Origin of the sequence: Planomonospora sp. ID91781 (assembly GCF_015711595.1) — a bacterium.
In the GTDB taxonomy this organism is placed as follows: Bacteria; Actinomycetota; Actinomycetes; order Streptosporangiales; family Streptosporangiaceae; genus Planomonospora; species Planomonospora parontospora.
The window spans coordinates 660,252-679,067 of sequence record NZ_JABTEY010000003.1 but is presented as its reverse complement, the minus strand read 5'-3'; the positions used below and the strand labels follow the sequence as shown (position 1 = coordinate 679,067).

General features: G+C 65.5%; 13 protein-coding genes, 2 tRNA genes and 3 rRNA genes. 9 read left to right on the top strand and 9 right to left on the bottom strand.

Going from position 1 to position 18,816, the window contains the following annotated elements; genetic code table 11:
- Nucleotides 1-7 precede the first annotated feature (7 nt).
- The 4 genes from HS048_RS33340 to HS048_RS33325 all read left to right on the top strand — a co-directional run bounded on the left by HS048_RS33340 (nucleotide 8) and on the right by HS048_RS33325 (nucleotide 3,826).
- Complete coding sequence (locus tag HS048_RS33340) at nucleotides 8-2,956, top strand: UPF0182 family protein (protein ID WP_255529846.1); 2,949 nt, start codon at nucleotides 8-10, stop codon at nucleotides 2,954-2,956.
- A 63-nt stretch (nucleotides 2,957-3,019) separates the two neighbouring features.
- Nucleotides 3,020-3,096, top strand: a tRNA-Met gene (locus tag HS048_RS33335).
- A gap of 117 nt (nucleotides 3,097-3,213) precedes the next feature.
- Nucleotides 3,214-3,290, top strand: a tRNA-Met gene (locus tag HS048_RS33330).
- Between the two features lie 128 nt (nucleotides 3,291-3,418).
- Nucleotides 3,419-3,826 carry a PH domain-containing protein gene (locus tag HS048_RS33325; protein WP_196469852.1) on the top strand — a complete coding sequence of 136 codons (408 nt, stop codon included), beginning with the start codon at nucleotides 3,419-3,421 and terminating at the stop codon, nucleotides 3,824-3,826.
- A gap of 12 nt (nucleotides 3,827-3,838) precedes the next feature.
- Here HS048_RS33325 and HS048_RS33320 read toward each other — a convergent pair whose 3' ends face one another.
- Together HS048_RS33320 and HS048_RS33315 are read right to left on the bottom strand one after the other, a co-directional pair.
- On the bottom strand, nucleotides 3,839-3,994 hold the full coding sequence (locus tag HS048_RS33320; protein ID WP_230882422.1) for a hypothetical protein: 156 nt from the start codon (nucleotides 3,992-3,994) through the stop codon (nucleotides 3,839-3,841).
- A 125-nt stretch (nucleotides 3,995-4,119) separates the two neighbouring features.
- Nucleotides 4,120-4,539: a hypothetical protein gene (locus HS048_RS33315; protein WP_196469851.1), complete on the bottom strand. Its 420-nt coding sequence runs from the start codon at nucleotides 4,537-4,539 to the stop codon at nucleotides 4,120-4,122.
- Nucleotides 4,540-5,118: 579 nt separating this feature from the next.
- On the opposite strand from HS048_RS33315, the gene HS048_RS33310 reads away from it, so the two are divergent.
- The 3 genes from HS048_RS33310 (at nucleotide 5,119) to rrf (ending at nucleotide 10,455) form a co-directional block, all read left to right on the top strand.
- Nucleotides 5,119-6,642: ribosomal RNA gene (locus tag HS048_RS33310) — 16S ribosomal RNA — on the top strand.
- A gap of 436 nt (nucleotides 6,643-7,078) precedes the next feature.
- A 23S ribosomal RNA gene (locus HS048_RS33305) occupies nucleotides 7,079-10,202 on the top strand.
- A gap of 136 nt (nucleotides 10,203-10,338) precedes the next feature.
- Nucleotides 10,339-10,455, top strand: a 5S ribosomal RNA gene (gene rrf, locus HS048_RS33300).
- Together the 16S, 23S and 5S rRNA genes form the textbook arrangement of a ribosomal RNA operon.
- Nucleotides 10,456-10,700: 245 nt before the next feature.
- On the opposite strand, the gene HS048_RS33295 is transcribed toward rrf, so the two are convergent.
- Entirely contained in the window at nucleotides 10,701-11,189 is a 489-nt protein-coding gene (locus tag HS048_RS33295) for an Lrp/AsnC family transcriptional regulator (RefSeq protein ID WP_196469850.1), read from the bottom strand.
- A gap of 120 nt (nucleotides 11,190-11,309) precedes the next feature.
- Between HS048_RS33295 and HS048_RS33290 the strand changes: the two genes are divergently transcribed.
- Both HS048_RS33290 and HS048_RS33285 read left to right on the top strand, forming a co-directional pair.
- Entirely contained in the window at nucleotides 11,310-12,203 is an 894-nt protein-coding gene (locus HS048_RS33290; protein ID WP_068897779.1) for a phenylalanine 4-monooxygenase, read from the top strand.
- Nucleotides 12,204-12,330: 127 nt separating this feature from the next.
- Nucleotides 12,331-13,359: a serine hydrolase gene (locus tag HS048_RS33285; RefSeq protein ID WP_084008431.1), complete on the top strand. Its 1,029-nt coding sequence runs from the start codon at nucleotides 12,331-12,333 to the stop codon at nucleotides 13,357-13,359.
- Nucleotides 13,360-13,533: 174 nt separating this feature from the next.
- On the opposite strand, the gene HS048_RS33280 is transcribed toward HS048_RS33285, so the two are convergent.
- From HS048_RS33280 to HS048_RS33255, 6 genes are all read right to left on the bottom strand, one after another.
- A complete protein-coding gene (locus HS048_RS33280) occupies nucleotides 13,534-13,731 on the bottom strand; it encodes a hypothetical protein (protein WP_068897777.1) in 198 nt (65 codons plus the stop codon).
- 456 nt (nucleotides 13,732-14,187) lie between these two features.
- Nucleotides 14,188-14,904, bottom strand: a complete 717-nt coding sequence (locus tag HS048_RS33275; protein WP_068897776.1) for a response regulator transcription factor — start codon at nucleotides 14,902-14,904, stop codon at nucleotides 14,188-14,190.
- A gap of 28 nt (nucleotides 14,905-14,932) precedes the next feature.
- Nucleotides 14,933-15,760, bottom strand: a complete 828-nt coding sequence (gene pstB, locus HS048_RS33270; protein WP_307827509.1) for a phosphate ABC transporter ATP-binding protein PstB — start codon at nucleotides 15,758-15,760, stop codon at nucleotides 14,933-14,935.
- A gap of 134 nt (nucleotides 15,761-15,894) precedes the next feature.
- Entirely contained in the window at nucleotides 15,895-16,785 is an 891-nt protein-coding gene (gene pstA / locus HS048_RS33265; RefSeq protein WP_068897774.1) for a phosphate ABC transporter permease PstA, read from the bottom strand.
- Nucleotides 16,785-17,726 carry a phosphate ABC transporter permease subunit PstC gene (pstC, locus tag HS048_RS33260; protein WP_068897773.1) on the bottom strand — a complete coding sequence of 314 codons (942 nt, stop codon included), beginning with the start codon at nucleotides 17,724-17,726 and terminating at the stop codon, nucleotides 16,785-16,787. Before pstC ends, pstA begins: the two co-directional genes overlap by 1 nt.
- Nucleotides 17,726-18,724 (bottom strand): PstS family phosphate ABC transporter substrate-binding protein, encoded by a 999-nt coding sequence (locus tag HS048_RS33255; RefSeq protein ID WP_068897772.1) that lies wholly within the window; start codon nucleotides 18,722-18,724, stop codon nucleotides 17,726-17,728. The genes pstC and HS048_RS33255 overlap by 1 nt, the downstream gene beginning before the upstream one ends.
- Nucleotides 18,725-18,816 lie beyond the last annotated feature (92 nt).

Here is an 18,816-nt window from a genome sequence, read left to right as displayed (position 1 = left end):
TAGGGCGATGCGCTTGCCCCGCCGGCCACGACTGATGCTTCCTGTCGCGATCGCGCTCGTCGCGCTCGTGGCGTTCTTCTTCCTCTTCGCCGGCATCTTCACCGACTACCTCTGGTACGACTCGGTGGACTACACGGCGGTGTTCTCCGGCGTGGTCGTCACGCAGATCGTGCTCTTCATCGTGGGCGCGCTGCTGATGGCCGGCATCGTGGGCGGCAACATGCTGCTCGCCTACCGGATGCGGCCCATGTTCGGCCCCGGCATGTTCGGCGGCGCCAGCGGCGCCGACCGCTACCGGATGGCCCTCGACCCGCACCGGAAGATGATCTTCATCATCGGCGCCGCGGTGCTCGCGCTGTTCACCGGCTCGTCCTTCGCAGGCCAGTGGAAGACCTGGCTGGAGTTCGTCAACGCCACGCCGTTCAACGAGAACGACGCGCTGTTCGGCATGGACATCTCGTTCTTCACCTTCACCCTCCCGTTCATCCGGCTGGTGCTGAACTTCCTGTTCACCGCGGTGGTGCTCTCGGGCGTGACGGCCACGATCGTGCACTACCTGTACGGCGGGTTCCGGCTCCAGTCGCCCGGCGTGCACGCCTCCCGCGCGGCCCGGGTGCACCTGTCGGTGCTGCTCGGCGTGTTCGTGCTGCTGAAGGCGGTCGCCTACTGGGTCGACCGCTACGACCTGGTCTTCTCCGACCGGGGCTTCGTGCACGGCGCCTCGTACACCGACGTCACCGCCGTGCTGCCCGCCAAGACCATCCTGGCGATCATCGCGCTGATCTGTGCCGCGCTGTTCTTCGCCGGGATCGTACGGCCCGGCGGCATGCTGCCCGGCGTCGCCTTCGGCCTCCTGGTGCTCTCCGCCATCCTGATCGGCGGGGTCTACCCGGCGCTCGTCCAGCAGTTCCAGGTCAAGCCGAACGAGCAGGCGCGCGAGCAGGTCTACATCAAGCGCAACATCGAGGCCACCCGGAAGGCGTACGGCGTCAACGACGCCGAGGTCACCGACTACGCGGCGCAGGGCGACGCGAGCAAGGCCAACGTCACCGCCGACACCTCGATCTCCGGTGTGCGGCTGCTCGACCCGAACCTGGTCGCCGAGACCTACGCGCAGAAGCAGCGGATCCGCGGTTTCTACGACTTCCACGATCCGCTGGACGTCGACCGCTACCCGGACGCGTCGGGCAACATGCGCGACACGGTGGTGGCGGTGCGCGAGCTGACCGGCCCGCCGCCGGAGCAGAACAACTGGATCAACCGGCACCTGGTCTACACCCACGGCTACGGCTTCGTGGCCGCGCCCGGCAACGAGGTCGACAGCGAGGGCCTGCCCAACTTCACCGCCAAGGACATGCCGGTCACCGGTCCCCTGGCGGAGCGGACGGGCCTGAAGGAGTCGAGGATCTACTACGGCGAGTCCCCGACCGCCCCGGCGTACGTCGTCGTCGGCGGAGACCGCAACCAGGAGCTCGACTACCCCGGCAGCGGCAACACCGGCCAGCAGAACACCACCTACACCGGCAAGGGCGGCGTGCCCGTCGGCTCGTTCTTCAACCGGATGCTCTACGCGGCCAAGTACAGCGAGATCAACCTGCTGCTCTCGGGCGACGTCAACGCGAAGTCCAAGATCCTGTACGAGCGTGACCCGGCCCAGCGCGTCGCCAAGGTCGCTCCGTTCCTCAGCCTGGACAACAACGCCTACCCGGCGATCGTCGACGGCCGGGTGGTGTGGATCATCGACGCCTACACCACCTCCAACGCCTATCCCTACTCCACCAGCAAGAGCCTGGAGGAGATGACGCGGGACACCGCGACCGATCCGCGCCTGGCCGTGCAGCAGCCGCGCGACAGGATCAACTACATGCGCAACTCGGCCAAGGCCGTGGTCGACGCCTACGACGGCACCGTCCAGATCTACGCCTGGGACGACAAGGACCCGATCCTGCAGACCTGGCGCAAGGCGTTCCCCGGCGTCCTCAAGCCGAAGACCGAGATGTCGCAGCAGCTCCTGCAGCACGTCCGCTACCCCGAGGCGCTGTTCAAGGTCCAGCGCGACGTGCTGTCCCGCTACCACATCACCGACCCCGACGCCTTCTACGGCGGCCAGGACTTCTGGAACGTCCCCGACGACCCGTCGTCGGGTGAGCGCAACATCAAGCAGCCGCCGTACTACCTGTCGGTCAAGATGCCGGGGGCGGCCGCCCCGTCGTTCTCGCTGACCACGACGTTCGTGCCGCGTCAGGGCCCCAACCTCGCCGCGTTCATGGCGGTGGACGCCACGCCGGGGCAGAACTACGGGAAGCTGCGCATCCTGCGCATGCCGTCCAACACCACGATCCCCGGCCCGGGCCAGGTGCAGAACAACTTCCGGAACAAGTTCTCCGGAGAGCTCAACCTGCTCAACATCGGCGGCGCGAAGGTCCGCTACGGCAACCTGCTGACCCTGCCGTTCGCCGACGGGCTGGTCTACATCGAGCCGGTCTACGTGGAGACCGCGCCGGGCCCGGGCCAGGAGCCGTACCCGATCCTCCGCCGGGTGCTGGTGGGCTACGGGAACAAGTTCGGCTTCGCCGGCACACTCGAGGACGCGCTGAAGCAGGTCTTCGGGGAGGGCACTCCGCAGACCCCGGCCGAGGACAAGCCGGAGACCCCCGCCGAGGACAAGCCCGAGCAGCCCGCCCTGTCCGAGGCGGAGCTCGCCAAGGCGATCGCCGACGCGCAGGCCGCCTACACGGCGGCGCAGGGTGCCCTGGCGAAGAACCCGCCGGACTGGCAGGCGTACGGCGAGGCCCAGAAGAACCTGCAGGGGGCTCTGGAGAAGCTGAAGGGCGTGGCGAACCCCGCCGCGAGCCCGTCCCCGACGGCGAGCCCGAGTCCTTCGGCCACACCCGCGGCGACCCCGTCGCCGACGTCCTCGGGGACACCCGCACCCTCGCCGTCACCTACCTCGTAGGGACACGGCACCGTTCGATTCGCCTCCACCGCCGAAGCCGGGTAGTCTTCAGACACACACCGACGCGGGGTGGAGCAGTTCGGTAGCTCGCTGGGCTCATAACCCAGAGGTCGCAGGTTCAAATCCTGTCCCCGCTACCAAGGGAAGGCCCGGATCTCACAGAGATCCGGGCCTTCGTCGTTTCCGCGCGATCGATCTGCGCCGGGAGTCGATTTGCCCTTCATCGCAGGGCCGGGTAGTCTTCAGACACACACCGACGCGGGGTGGAGCAGTTCGGTAGCTCGCTGGGCTCATAACCCAGAGGTCGCAGGTTCAAATCCTGTCCCCGCTACCAAGGGAAGGCCCGGATCTCACAGAGATCCGGGCCTTCGTCGTTTCCGCGCGATCGACCGCGCTCCCTGCGCCGCGGCGGCCGCGCGGGGCAAGTAACGTGCCAGGGTGGCCGACATGTCCTGATCCCCTGTGCTGCGCTGGCGCGTGCGCCGCGAGATCCTCGTCCTGAAGGCGGCGGGGGCGCTCGCCCTCGCGGTGGCCACCGTGCTGAGTCAGGGTGACGTGCGCGGGATGTTCCTGGCCGGCGCGGGGACCGTCATGCTCGCCGTGCTCGCACTGCGCGACCTCCTGGTCCCGGTACGGCTCAGCGCGGACGGAGAGGGTGTCGTGGTGACGAAGGGCTTCGCCGGCTCGGAACGGGTGCCGTGGAGCCAGGTCGAACGGATCCGGGTCGACACACGGACCCGTTTCACGTCCCGGACGGAGCTGCTGGAGATCGAGACCCGGGACGGGCTCTTCCTCCTGAGTCGTTTCGACCTCGGAGTGCCGGTCCAGCAGGTCGCCGACACGCTGCGTGCTTTCCGGACGGGCTCCTGACGCTCCTCGTCCTCAGCCCCTGACCCGGCGGTGGCGGGGTGCGAACTTCGGCTCGGTATGGCGGAGCAGGAGGACGGCCTTGTACAGGGCCCACCCGGTGAGGATGGAGCCGAAGGCGGTCTGTCCGATCCGGGCCCATATCGACACATCGGTTGCTGCGAAGACCACGACACCGACCCAGAGAACGCCGAAGACGCCCACGAGGGTCGTCGCAGCCCAATTCATTCCCTGCTGCCACATGCCTGAAGTCTTACAGATCTTGGTTCAAGGCCAGGTCAACGACGCGGAACGGGTCATCGTGGGAGAGTACGGCTGGTGCCGGCACACCTCCGGGCACGTGCTCCCTTCCCGGTCGTCCTCGGCGGAACCTGTTCCCGCGCCGGGAGCCGTTCCAGGGAGGCGACCAGGGCGGCCGCGGTGCGGGCGTCGGCCAGGATCCGGTTCACCTCCGCCTCGCCGGTCGGCAGCTGGCCGCGCTCGCCGAGTTCTGCGGTGAGGAACGTGAGCGGCTCCGGATGGCCTGCGGCATCCGCGGCGGCCGTCGCCCGGGCGGCGGTGAGGAGGCGCAGGTAGTAGGAGCGGAGGGTGGCCTCACGCATCCGTGCGGCCTCGAGATCGTCCAGCAGGGACCGGGCGAGCAGGAGGAGGTCATCGTGGTGATCGGCTTCTGCGGCGATGTGCGCGCGAATGTCGTCGAACTCCGAGCGGGTCATCAAGGTCACCTCCGTGACGGAGTCAGAGTCCTGACCCTCGTGCCTACTTCGTATCCGAGCGCGATTGCGGATGACTTGCGGTCTGGTTGTCCGCACCGGCAGGTTTGGGACGCGCGAGCCTCGGGGATGGTTGGCAAGTTGGTCATGTTGCTCCCGAGCCCTGCTAAGGTTTCTTCTCGCAGGGCGAGCCCCTGCACCCCTCTCCAAACCCTCGGCAGATCGGTCGCGGCCACGCGAGTGGACACGAACGGAATGTTCGGGTAAGTTCGAGGGGTTGCCTCGGAAACGGGGTGGTCCGAATTCCAGAAAGATCGGCCAGACCGGGTCAAATTGACACGGAAAAGCGGATCTGAAAGAATAAAGACACAACGGAACGAACGAAACGCCCCGCGAGAGTGGCCTCACGGTCCGCTCGGACGGAGAACGCGTCCGTTTCTTGAGAACTCAACAGTGTGCTAAAAGCCAGTGCATGATGCACAACCCCGTCCCACCCGATCCCTGAGGGTCGGGAGGACGGATTCCTTTGGTTGGATCATCCATCATGGATGCTTTCAGCCGGGATGGGAACTGTTCAGACATTGTTTGGAGAGTTTGATCCTGGCTCAGGACGAACGCTGGCGGCGTGCTTAACACATGCAAGTCGAGCGGAAAGGCCCTTCGGGGTACTCGAGCGGCGAACGGGTGAGTAACACGTGAGTAACCTGCCCCTGACTCTGGGATAAGCCCGGGAAACTGGGTCTAATACCGGATACGACCCGCGGCCGCATGGCCTGCGGGTGGAAAGTTTTTTCGGTCGGGGATGGACTCGCGGCCTATCAGCTTGTTGGTGAGGTAGTGGCTCACCAAGGCGACGACGGGTAGCCGGCCTGAGAGGGCGACCGGCCACACTGGGACTGAGACACGGCCCAGACTCCTACGGGAGGCAGCAGTGGGGAATATTGCGCAATGGGCGAAAGCCTGACGCAGCGACGCCGCGTGGGGGATGACGGCCTTCGGGTTGTAAACCTCTTTCAGCAGGGACGAAGTTGACGTGTACCTGCAGAAGAAGCGCCGGCTAACTACGTGCCAGCAGCCGCGGTAATACGTAGGGCGCAAGCGTTGTCCGGAATTATTGGGCGTAAAGAGCTCGTAGGTGGCTTGTCGCGTCGGATGTGAAAGCTTGGGGCTTAACTCCAGGTCTGCATTCGATACGGGCTGGCTAGAGGTAGGTAGGGGCAAGCGGAATTCCTGGTGTAGCGGTGAAATGCGCAGATATCAGGAGGAACACCGGTGGCGAAGGCGGCTTGCTGGGCCTTACCTGACGCTGAGGAGCGAAAGCGTGGGGAGCGAACAGGATTAGATACCCTGGTAGTCCACGCTGTAAACGTTGGGCGCTAGGTGTGGGGGCCTTCCACGGTTTCCGCGCCGTAGCTAACGCATTAAGCGCCCCGCCTGGGGAGTACGGCCGCAAGGCTAAAACTCAAAGGAATTGACGGGGGCCCGCACAAGCGGCGGAGCATGTTGCTTAATTCGACGCAACGCGAAGAACCTTACCAAGGCTTGACATCGCCCGGAAAGCTCTAGAGATAGGGCCCTCTTCGGACCGGGTGACAGGTGGTGCATGGCTGTCGTCAGCTCGTGTCGTGAGATGTTGGGTTAAGTCCCGCAACGAGCGCAACCCTTGTTCCATGTTGCCAGCACGCTCCTTCGGGGGTGGTGGGGACTCATGGGAGACTGCCGGGGTCAACTCGGAGGAAGGTGGGGATGACGTCAAGTCATCATGCCCCTTATGTCTTGGGCTGCAAACATGCTACAATGGCCGGTACAGAGGGTTGCGATACCGTGAGGTGGAGCGAATCCCTAAAAGCCGGTCTCAGTTCGGATTGGGGTCTGCAACTCGACCCCATGAAGTCGGAGTCGCTAGTAATCGCAGATCAGCAACGCTGCGGTGAATACGTTCCCGGGCCTTGTACACACCGCCCGTCACGTCACGAAAGTCGGCAACACCCGAAGCCCGTGGCCCAACCCACTTGTGGGGGGGAGCGGTCGAAGGTGGGGCTGGCGATTGGGACGAAGTCGTAACAAGGTAGCCGTACCGGAAGGTGCGGCTGGATCACCTCCTTTCTAAGGAGCACCGGCCAGGGCCTGCGTAAGCGGTTCTGGTCCATGCTGTGACTGCAGGCGAGTGTTCTGCACACGGCGCGCTCATTAGTGGAGCACTGGTTATTCGGTTCGGCGTGGTCGCCGGCCGGCTAGTACCGCCTGATCGCCTCTTCTTCGGGAGAGGAGTCGGGAGTGGGAACGGCGGTCTGGGGGGTCATGCGGTTCCGGGCACACTGTTGGGTCCTGAGGAAACGGACCTTGCGGAGCGCGGCTCCCGCCGGATGGCGGGCAGGTCGCGTTCCGGCTCGCCCCGAGTCGTCGGGGCGGGGGTTCGTGATGATCCTCGGACGGGATCCTCCTTCCATCACATCGGCTCGGTTTCGGGTGTCCGGTGGTGGGCCGGGTGGGATCGCTGTTTGTTGTTTGAGATTTGCATAGTGGACGCGAGCATCTTTGTGGCCAAGTTTTTTAGGGCACACGGTGGATGCCTTGGCATCAGGAGCCGATGAAGGACGTGGGAGGCTGCGTTAAGCCTCGGGGAGTCGCCAACCAGACGTTGATCCGGGGATGTCCGAATGGGGAAACCTAGCACCCGTCATGGGGTGTTGCCTCCGCCTGAATGTATAGGGCGGTTGGTGGTAACGCGGGGAAGTGAAACATCTCAGTACCCGTAGGAAGAGAAAACAACATGTGATTCCGTGAGTAGTGGTGAGCGAAAGCGGATGAGGCTAAACCGTATGCGTGTGATAGCCGGCAGGCGTTGCGTGTGCGGGGTCGTGGGACCTTCCGGGAGGAGCTGCCGCTCCTTCGAGCAGTGAGAAATCCAGTGGGTAGTCGAAGTCTCTGGGAAGGGACGCCGTAGACCGTGAGAGCCGGGTAGGCGAAACCTGTTGGACTGCTGGAGGGGATCCCAAGTAGCACGGGGCCCGAGAAATCCTGTGTGAATCTGCCAGGACCACCTGGTAAGCCTAAATACTCCCTGATGACCGATAGTGCACTAGTACCGTGAGGGAAAGGTGAAAAGCACCCCGGTGAGGGGTCGTGAAATAGTACCTGAAACCGTGTGCCTACAAGCCGTAGGAGCGTGCACAGCTTGCTGTGCGTGATGTGACTGCGTGCCTTTTGAAGAATGAGCCTGCGAGTTATGGTGTGTGGCGAGGTTAACCCGTGTGGGGGAGCCGTAGGGAAACCGAGTCTGAATAGGGCGTTTGAGTCGCATGCTGTAGACCCGAAGCGGAGTGATCTAGGCATGGGCAGGTTGAAGCGTGGGTAAGACGGCGTGGAGGACCGAACCCACCAGGGTTGAAAACCTGGGGGATGACCTGTGTTTAGGGGTGAAAGGCCAATCAAACTCCGTGATAGCTGGTTCTCCCCGAAATGCATTTAGGTGCAGCGTCGCGTGTTTCTTGCCGGAGGTAGAGCACTGGATGGCCGATGGGCCCGACAAGGTTACTGACGTCAGCCAAACTCCGAATGCCGGTAAGTGAGAGCGTGGCAGTGAGACTGCGGGGGATAAGCTCCGTAGTCGAGAGGGAAACAGCCCAGACCACCGACTAAGGCCCCTAAGCGTGTGCTAAGTGGGAAAGGATGTGGAGTCGCAGTGACAACCAGGAGGTTGGCTTAGAAGCAGCCACCCTTGAAAGAGTGCGTAATAGCTCACTGGTCAAGTGATTCCGCGCCGACAATGTAGCGGGGCTCAAGTGCACCGCCGAAGTCGTGGCATTCACACATTGAGCCTGGCAGCGTGAGCTGTCTGGGTGTGTGGATGGGTAGGGGAGCGTCGTGCGGCCGGCGAAGCAGCCGAGTGATCGAGTTGTGGAGGCCGTGCGAGTGAGAATGCAGGCATGAGTAGCGAATCAGAAGTGAGAAACTTCTGCGCCGGATGACCAAGGGTTCCTGGGCCAGGCTAATCCGCCCAGGGTAAGTCGGGACCTAAGGCGAGGCCGACAGGCGTAGTCGATGGACAACGGGTTGATATTCCCGTACCCGTGGTGATGCGCCCATATCGAATCCAGTGATACTAAGGGTCCTTAACTCGATCGTCCCTTCGGGGATGGTGTCAGAGTGAACGCCTGGCCTGATCTGGTAGTAGGTAAGCGATGGGGTGACGCAGGAAGGTAGCCCATCCCAGGCGATGGTAGTCCTGGGGTAAGCAGGTAGGGAGAGAGGTAGGCAAATCCGCCTCTCATGTATCCTGAGATGTGATGCCGAGCCGATTGTGGCGAAGTGGGTGATCCTATGCTGCCGAGAAAAGCCTCTAGCGAGCATCAGTGCGGCCCGTACCCGAAACCGACTCAGGTGGTCAGGTAGAGAATACCAAGGCGATCGGGTGAACTGTGGTTAAGGAACTCGGCAAATTGCCCCCGTAACTTCGGGAGAAGGGGGGCCTTCGCTGGTGACGGGACTTGCTCCCCGAGCTGGTGGGGGCCGCAGTGGCCAGGGGGAAGCGACTGTTTACTAAAAACACAGGTCCGTGCGAAGTCGTAAGACGATGTATACGGACTGACGCCTGCCCGGTGCTGGAACGTTAAGGGGACCGGTTAGCGGGCGCAAGCCTGCGACGCTGAGAACTTAAGCGCCAGTAAACGGCGGTGGTAACTATAACCATCCTAAGGTAGCGAAATTCCTTGTCGGGTAAGTTCCGACCTGCACGAATGGCGTAACGACTTCCCCGCTGTCTCAACCGCAGACCCGGCGAAATTGCACTACGAGTAAAGATGCTCGTTACGCGCAGCAGGACGGAAAGACCCCGGGACCTTCACTACAGCTTGACATTGGCGTTTGGAGCGTCTTGTGTAGGATAGGTGGGAGACTATGAGGCTCGGACGCTAGTTCGGGTGGAGTCATTGGTGAAATACCACTCTGGTCGTTTTGAACGTCTAACTTCGGTCCGTGATCCGGATCAGGGACAGTGTCTGGTGGGTAGTTTAACTGGGGCGGTTGCCTCCTAAAGGGTAACGGAGGCGCCCAAAGGTTCCCTCAGCCTGGTTGGCAATCAGGTGTCGAGTGTAAGTGCACAAGGGAGCTTGACTGTGAGACCGACGGGTCGAGCAGGAGCGAAAGCTGGGACTAGTGATCCGGCGGTGGCATGTGGAAGCGCCGTCGCTCAACGGCTAAAAGGTACCCCGGGGATAACAGGCTGATCTTCCCCAAGAGTCCATATCGACGGGATGGTTTGGCACCTCGATGTCGGCTCGTCGCATCCTGGGGCTGGAGTAGGTCCCAAGGGTTGGGCTGTTCGCCCATTAAAGCGGTACGCGAGCTGGGTTTAGAACGTCGCGAGACAGTTCGGTCCCTATCCGCTGCGCGCGCAGGAGACTTGAAAGGGGCTGTCCCTAGTACGAGAGGACCGGGACGGACGAACCTCTGGTGTGCCAGTTGTTCCGCCAGGAGCACGGCTGGTTGGCTACGTTCGGAAGGGATAACCGCTGAAAGCATCTAAGCGGGAAGCTCGCCTTGAGATGAGGTCTCCCACCCGTGAGGGGTAAGGCTCCCGGTAGACGACCGGGTTGATAGGCCGGAGGTGGAAGCGCAGTAATGTGTGGAGCTGACCGGTACTAATAGGCCGAGGACTTGACCTCAAAGTTTATGCTTGGTTTCTGCAGCGCTCTGTATCCTCGCCGGGTCCGGAGCAGCGCGAAACCGGGGTTCTTGCTCGCGTCCACTAGGCAATTCTGAGACGGCAAACGGGTTTCCTGTTTGATTGTTTCATGGGGTTACGGCGGTTATGGCGAAGGGGAAACACCCGGTTACATTCCGAACCCGGAAGTTAAGCTCTTCAGCGCCGATGGTACTGCACTCGGGAGGGTGTGGGAGAGTAGGTCGCCGCCGGACATTTGTTGAGTGAGGGCCGCCCTTCGGGGCGGCCCTTTCTTGTTTTCGCGGGGGTGTTTCCGGGGTGTGGTCCCGGGAGCCGGGGGTGGTCCCGGGACGGGGTGGGCCGTCCTTCGAGGGCGGCCCCTTTCTTCCGTTTCCCCGGGTTGCCGCCCTCCGGGTGTCCTCAGGTTTCCGGGCGGTCGGGAGCCCGCCGCCGGTACGGTGGGCAGCCACCGGCGGTATCGGAGTTCGGGCCTATCCGTCTAGGACAGGTCCCGTCCGCCGTCCCGCTCGGCGGCGACGTGCAGCAGCGGTTCGATCCGGAACGGGATCTGCACCGACAGGGCGACCGTGGTGTCGGTGCGCTGCACGGCGGGAGATGCCAGGACGCGGGCGATGATCTCCTGCAGGTCCGGGGTGCTCCGCGCCACCACGCGGCAGAGCAGGTCGGACTGACCGCTGGTGCCGTACACCTCGAGGATCTCGGGCAGGGCCCGCAGCGCCTGCACGGACTCGGCCAGCCGGCCCTGGGCGATCTGCAGGGAGACGAAAGCCAGGATCGGGTAGCCGACGCCCTCGGGGGTCACCGTGGGGCCGAAGTCGGCGATGACGCCGCGTGCGGTCAGCTTCTCCACCCGCGCCTGCACGGTGCCGCGGGCCACGCCGAGCAGGCGGGCGAGCTCGGTGAGCCCGATCCGCGGGTGGGCGCGCATGGTCACCAGGAGTCGGCTGTCCAGCTCGTCGATGACCATGTCGCCAGACTAGGCGATATGACCAGTGAGAACCAGGCACGACCAGGCGATCTTGCGCAGATCGCCTACTTTTAATGCTCGCTCTTGCCAGCGAATCCGAGAATTGCTGTCATTTCATTCATGTTCGAGGAAGCACAGTACTTCGCGCCGGTGGCGGCCAACGACGACGGCACGGTCGAGGTCCAGCTCGCCGCGAGTCATCCCGGTTTCGCGGACCCCGTCTACCGGGCTCGTCGCAACGCCATCGCAGCGCTCGCCGTCGGCTACGTGCCCGGCACGCCCATCCCGACGGCCGAGTACACCGAGCAGGAGCACGAGGTGTGGGCGATCGTCAGCCGGGAGCTGGCGCTCAAGCACCGCAAGTACGCCACGGCCGAGTACCAGCGGGCCGTGACGCGGCTGGGGCTGCCGGGTGACCGCATCCCGCAGCTCCAGGAGGTGGGCGACCTGCTGGAGCCCCTCACCGGGTTCCGGTACATCCCGGCGGCCGGGCTCGTCCCGCTCCGGGACTTCTACGGGGTCCTGGCGGACGGGCTCTTCCACTCGACGCAGTACATCCGCCACCACTCCACACCGCTGTACACCCCCGAACCCGACGTGATCCACGAGGTCATCGGGCACGCCAACGCGCTGGCCTCCGACCGCTACGCGGCGCTCTACCGGCTGGCCGGACAGGCGGCGCGCCGGGTCGAGAGCGACGAGGCGCTGGAGTTCGTCTCGAAGGTCTTCTGGTTCACGCTGGAGTTCGGGGTGATGACCGACGACGGCGAGCTGCGGGCGTACGGCGCGGGCATCCTGTCGTCCTACGGCGAGATCGAGGAGTTCCGGGGAATGGACATCCGCCCGCTGGACCTCGCGGCCATGGGCACCACCCACTACGACATCACGAAGTACCAGGACGTGCTGTTCCGGGCGGACTCGCTGGCGCATCTGGAGGACGTGGTCGGCGGGTTCTGGGAGAGCTGCGACGACGAGGCCGTGCTCCGGCTAATCGCCGAGGGGCGTCAAGGCTAGGTAGCTCACCGGCCCGCGGTTCCAGGAAACCGCCTCCGTTCGGCAGGCGCCCTTCTCACCCATCCTCATATGCCGCATTAATGGGATAAGTCCGATTTGTGGCTTCATGGGGAAGGCGGTGAGGGCGATGACGCGTCCGCGAGGTCCGTCCGCCGTGGCCGCGGCCGTACTGGTGCCCGCGCTGGTCTGCGGATGCGTGTCCCAGCGGGCCGCCTCCCGGGGTGCGGGGCAGGCGCGCGCGGGTCCACCGCCCGCCGTCGTCTGGCCGGCGCCGTCCGCGGCCGCCGCGCCACCGGGACCGCCCGAGATGTCCGGGGCCGAGCTCACCCGCACGCTGGACCGCTTCCTGGGGGCGCACGGCGGCGACATCACGGCCGCCGTGCGGGACCTGTCCACCGGCAGGGCCTATCACTACCACCCTGACCTGCAGCTGCCGACCGCCAGTACCTCCAAGGTCGACATCCTGATGGCGCTGCTGCTCCGGACGCCCTGGCGGGAACTGGGTACGGCGGCGCGGCGCGACGCCGACCGGATGATCCGCCTCAGCGACAACGACGCGGCGGACCGGCTGTACGAGCGCATCGGCCTGGAGACGGGACTGGCCGAGGCGAACCGGAGGTTCGGTCTCGAGCGCACCTACGCGCCGCCCGGCCGGTGCGTCGACCTCTACTGCTGGGGGATCACGCGGACCACCGCGGAGGACCAGCTCCGGCTGCTCGCGGCGCTGGTCGCGGAGACGAGCCCGCTGGGGGCGGAGGACCGCGGACAGGTGGTCCGGTTGATGGGGGAGGTGATCCCCGAGCAGCGCTGGGGGATCAGCGCGGCGGCATGCGAGGGGGACCGGGTGGCGCTCAAGAACGGCTGGCTGCGGCGCGTGTCGAACGGGCGCTGGGTGGTCGTGAGCGCCGGGCTGATCAGAGGGCGCGGCCACGACTACGCCGTGGCGGTGCTCACCGAGGACAACGGGAGCATGGGCGCGGGCGTGCTCAGAGTCGAGGGTACGGCCGAGCGGATGCTGTCCGCGTTCCGCGGCGAGGAGGAATGCCGCGGAGACGACCGGCGGGCCGGTGGCGGCGGTGAGAACGGGAGGAACCGGGAAGGCCTGGAGCGCGGAGAAACGCGGGGAAAGGCGCCGGGAACGGCAAAAAGCCCCTGACGGGTGAGTGTCGTTGGCCAGACGACTCTCACGTCAGGGGCTTCCGCGCCGTTTCCGAGATAATTCACACCGGGCTGTTCCGGCCGGCCAGGATGACCCGGAGGCGAATCATCTCCGAACGGCACCGCCCGGCATGGGAATCCGGGCGTGCGTCATCGCCTCTAAGGGAGAGGCTCAGTTGTCGATGATGCCGAGAAGGGCGAGGTCGATGAGGTCGTTCAGGATCTCGTTGTGGTTGCTGTCGTCGACGTAGGTGAAGTTGGGACGCTGCTTGTCGTCCCAGTCACCGGCCGACGCGACACCGGCCGTGGCCAGGCCCGCGAAAGCGGCGATCCCGGCGATGGCCGCACCTGCGAGAATACGACGGATCATGTTGCTTCCTCCATGGAAACGAAACGGGGAACTTCTGGAGACTCCTGCTGAAAGCCGTGTCCGGCTGACCGCTCGTTGTCGCGAATAAACATCTCGCACCGGCCGCGCGGCTTCAACGAATTAGCGCCAGGTTTCGGTCAAGGGCTGATGGCGCTTCTTTTGAAGTGAGCCGGTAGCGGGAGTATCCGGGTGATTCCCCGCGCCGATCGGAGGTGATTGGAATATTTCACGGCCATGGGGCCGGGTTGTTTCGATCGACCGGTTCGCGTGAGTCGTCCGACCGCTTCGGGCGGTGCGGCGCATCGCGGTTCCCTCCGCGGCGTTCTCCGGCGCCTTCCCGGTGTTCCCGGCTCGGCACTTCCCCGTGTCCTCGGCACTTCCCGGCCGTGCCGGTTCGCCGTTCCCCTGCCGGCGTCCTCCCGCCGGTCCGGAGGGAGGACACGGGCGAAGGCGCGGTCAGCCGTGCTCGACCAGGCGGTATCCCACGCCGCGCACCGTCTGGATGAGCCGGTCGTCGTTGTCCCCGAGCCGGGCGCGCAACCGCTTGACGTGCACCGCGATGGTGTTGGTCGAGGTGGCGTCGGTGGAGTGCCACACGTGCCGCATGATCTGCTCGCGGGTGACCGTGCGGTGCGCGTTGCGCATCAGGTAGTGCAGCAGTTCGAACTCGCGCAGCGGCAGGTGGACGATCCTGCCGCCGACCCTCACCTGGTAGGCGTTGACGTCGAGTTCCACGTTGCCGACCACGAGCGTGCGGCGGACCCCCGAGTCGCCCTCGATCGCGGCCTGCACGAGAGGGAGGAGCTCGGGCACCCGGTACGGCCTGGCCACACAGGCGGTGGCGCCGGCCGTGAGCGCCTGGACGGCCTGCTCGGCGTGGCCCTCGCCCACACCGAGCAGAACGGGCACGGCCCGCGCCAGCCGTACGGCGCGGATGAACTCCACCGCGCCGATGACGGGCAGCGAGGCGCTGACGAGTACGACGTCGGGCCGGAGCGCTCCGGCCTGCAACAGGGCCTGGGCGCCGTCGGAGACGCCCAGGACCTCCACGCCCTCGCGTTCGAGGGTCACGGCGAGTTCCTCGACCAGGGCCGACTCTGGATCGGCCACCAGCAGCATGGGCGCGGTCCGCGTGTCCCCGTCCACTTCGGGTGCCGTCTGCGGCTGGATCACCCGGATCCTCCAAGTAGGGGTATGTGGTTCAGCCGAAGCGGCCGGTGATGTAGTCCTCGGTCCGCTTGTCGCTCGGGTTGGTGAAGATGCGGCTGGTCTCGTCGAACTCCACCAGGCGGCCGTGCCGTACGCCGTCGGCGTCCACCTCGGCGGTGAAGAAGGCCGTGCGGTCGGAGACGCGGGCCGCCTGCTGCATGTTGTGGGTGACGATGACGATCGTGTAATCGCGCGTCAGCTCCTGCATCAGGTCTTCGATCTTGGTGGTCGCGATCGGGTCGAGGGCCGAGCAGGGCTCGTCCATCAGGATCACATCGGGCTTGACCGCGATGGCCCGGGCGATGCACAGGCGCTGCTGCTGGCCGCCGGACAGGGAGAGCGCGTTCTGCTTGATCTTGTCCTTGACCTCGTCCCAGAGAGCCGCCTTGGTCAGCGCCTCCTCGACGATGTCGTCCATCTTCCCCTTCACGCCGTTGACCTTCGGGCCGTAGGCGATGTTGTCGTAGATCGACTTGGGGAAGGGGTTCGGCTTCTGGAAGACCATGCCGATCCGGCGGCGGACCTCGATCGGGTCGACGTGGTCGCCGTACAGGTCCTCGTCGTGGTAGAGGATCTTGCCGGCCGCGCGGGCTCCGGGGATGAGGTCGTTCATCCGGTTGAAGCAGCGCAGGACGGTGCTCTTGCCGCAGCCGGACGGACCGATCATGGCCGTGATCTCGCGGTTGCCGATGGTCATGTCGACGCCGCGGACCGCCTCGTAGTCGCCGTAGAAGACGCTGAGGCCGGAGACGGTGAAGACGGGGTCGAGGGCTTCGATGGTGCGGGGGACCTCGGGGCCTCGCACGGAGACGTTCGGCACGGAGACTCCGATCTCAGCGGTCCCAGAAGTCGGCATGGGATTGCGGGGCACAGCGGTCCCAGAAGTCGGCATGGGATTGCGGGGCACAGCGGTCCCGGTCGGCAGGGGGTTGCGGACGTCAGACATTGCGTTTCTCACCAGCGCTTCTGGTAGCGGTTACGGAGCCAGATGGCGACGGAGTTCATCAGCAGCAGGATCGCGAGGAGGATCACGATCGCGGCGGCCGCGAGGACGGCGAACTCCTCCTGCGGACGGGCGATGAAGCTGTAGATCTGCAGGGGGAGAACGGTGAAGGTGCTCCAGACGCCCTCCGGGTTGAACCGGACCAGTGTCGCGGCGCCGAGCATCAGGAACGGCGCGGCCTCGCCGATCGCGCGGGAGAGCGCCAGGATCGAGCCGGTCGCGATGCCGGGAACGGACGCCGGGAGGACCTGCCGGTAGATGGTCTGCCACTGGGTCGCCCCGAGTGCCAGCGAACCCTCGCGGATCGACGGGGGAACCGCGCGGATGGCCTCACGGGCGGAGATGATCACGATGGGCAGCACCAGCAGCGAGACGGTGAGAGCACCGGTCATGACGGTGAAGCCGAACTGCATCCACCGGGCGATCATGCCGAGGCCGAGGATGCCGTAGACGATCGAGGGCACCGCGGCCAGGTTGGAGATGTTCAGCTCGATCAGCCGGTTGTACCACTTGGTCTTGTCCGCGTACTCCTCCAGGTAGATCGCGGCCAGGATCCCGGTGGGCAGCGCCATCAGCGCGGTCAGGCCGATGATCCAGAGGGTGCCGAGGATCCCGGACTGGATGCCGGCCGTCTCCGGGCGGCGGATCGAGGGCTGGTTCTCCCAGAGCGTCGAGTCGAGCCGGGGCCAGCCCTCCTCGACCACGTAGACGATCAGCATCGCCAGGAAGGCGATCGCGATCGCCAGGCTGGCCAGCAGCGCGATGCGGAACAGGTGCTCCCTGAGCGGGCGCCCCTTGCTCGCGAGCTGTACGGCGGAGCGCGGCGTGGAGAGGATGGCCATCAGTCGTAGACCTCGCGATACTTCTGGACCATGCGGGCACTGAGGTAGTTCATGGCGAAGGTCATGACGAACAGCAGCGAGCCCACCGCGAAGATGGTCTTGTAGGCGGTGGAGCCGACCGATGCGTCACCCGAGCCGGCCTGCGCGATGAACGCCGCCATCGTGGCCATCTCGTTCGCCGGGTTGAGGGTGAAGACGGACTTGAAGCCGCCCGCGATCGCGACGATCATCGTCTCGCCCGCGGCCCGGGAGACCGCCAGGATGATCGCGGCGACGATGCCGGAGAAGGCGGCCGGGACGACGACCCGCACCGAGGTGATCATCTTGGAGGCGCCGAGGGCGTAGGAGCCTTCCCGCAGGCCGTTCGGGACCGCGGCCATCGAGTCCTCCGAGAGCGACGCGACGATCGGGATGATCATCACGCCGACCAGGAGGCCGGCGCTGAGCGCGTTCTTGCCGTCCAGGCCCAGGAACGGGAACACGTCCTGCAGCAGCGGGGTGACGAAGGTGAGGGCGAAGAAGCCGAAGACCACGGTGGGCACGCCGGCCAGGACCTCCAGGACCGGCTTGAGGACCTTGCGGACGCGCGGGGTGGCGTACTCCGACAGGTAGATCGCGGAGGCCAGGCCGAGCGGCACGGCGACCACGATCGCGATCAGCGTGATCTCGAGCGTGGCGACGATGATCGGCCAGACTCCGAACGCCGGCGGGTTGAACAGCGGTCCCCAGGTGGTCGAGCCGAAGAACTCACCGAGGCCGACCTCGGAGAAGAACTCGATGGTCGGCTCCAGCAGGGCCACCACGATGCCGACGGTGGTCAACACCGAGACCAGGGCCGCCAGCAGCAGGACGACCTTGACGGCGAACTCGCCGTAACGCGGGCGCGACCGCGCCAGGGACCCGGAGGTCCTTGGCGCGGCCGTACGGTGCTGTGCCGACATCAGCCCTGGCTCTTCAGGGACTCGAGGTCGGACTTGAGCTTGGCCTCCTGCTCGGGGTTGAGCGGGATGAACTTCGCGTCCTTGGCGATCGTGCCGATGTTCGCCACGTAGTAGTCGAGGAACGCGGCGACCTCGGGCCGCTTCACCGCGGCTGCCGACGGGTAGACGAACAGCGGGCGGGCCAGCGGGGTGTACTTGCCGCCCTGCGCCGCCTCGACGCTCGGGGCGACGCAGCCGCTGCCGGAGTCGATCTCGATGGCCTTGAGCTTGTCGGCGTTCTCCTCGAAGTAGGTGAAGCCGAAGTAGCCCAGGCCGCCCTTGGCGCCGGAGACGCCGGTGACGATGTCGTTGTCGTTCTCCGAAGGGCTGTAGTCCTTGCGGCTCGCGCCCTCCTCACCGTTGATCTCGTCGGTGAAGTAGTCGAAGGTGCCGGAGTCGGTGCCCGGACCGTAGAGCTTGAGCTCCTCGGCGGGGAACTTGGGGTCGACGTCCTTCCAGGTCTTGACCTTGCCCTCGGCCGCCGGCTCCCACATCTTCTTGAGCTGGTCGGTGGTCAGGCAGGTGGCCCAGTCGTTCTCCTTGGAGACGACCACGGTCAGGGCGTCGGTGGCCACCGTGAGCTCGGCGAACTTGATGCCCTTGGCCTCGCAGGCCGCCTTCTCCTCGTCCTTGATCGGACGGGAGGCGTTGGAGATGTCCGTCTCGCCGTTGCAGAACTTCTCGAAGCCGCCGCCGGTGCCGGAGCTGCCGACCGGCACCTTGACCTGCGGCTGCTCCTCGCCGAACAGCTCGGAGGCCGCCTGGGTGAGGGGCGCCACGGTGCTGGAGCCGTCGGTCTTGACCTCACCGCTCAGCGCGGCGCCCTGGGACTCGCCCGGGGCGGCGGCGGCGGAGGTGCCTTCGCTGGTGGGCTTGGCGTCGCCGCCGCAGGCCGCCGCGAGGGAAACGACGAGCGCGGCCGTCGCCACCGCGCTGAGGCGGCGCTGTCCACTGGTCACGGTTATGTTCCTTCTCCGTAGTGAGATCCGTTCTCGATGGCTCCGATGAAAGCGAGCGAAAGTGAACGGAAGTGAAACGACCAATGACCGGA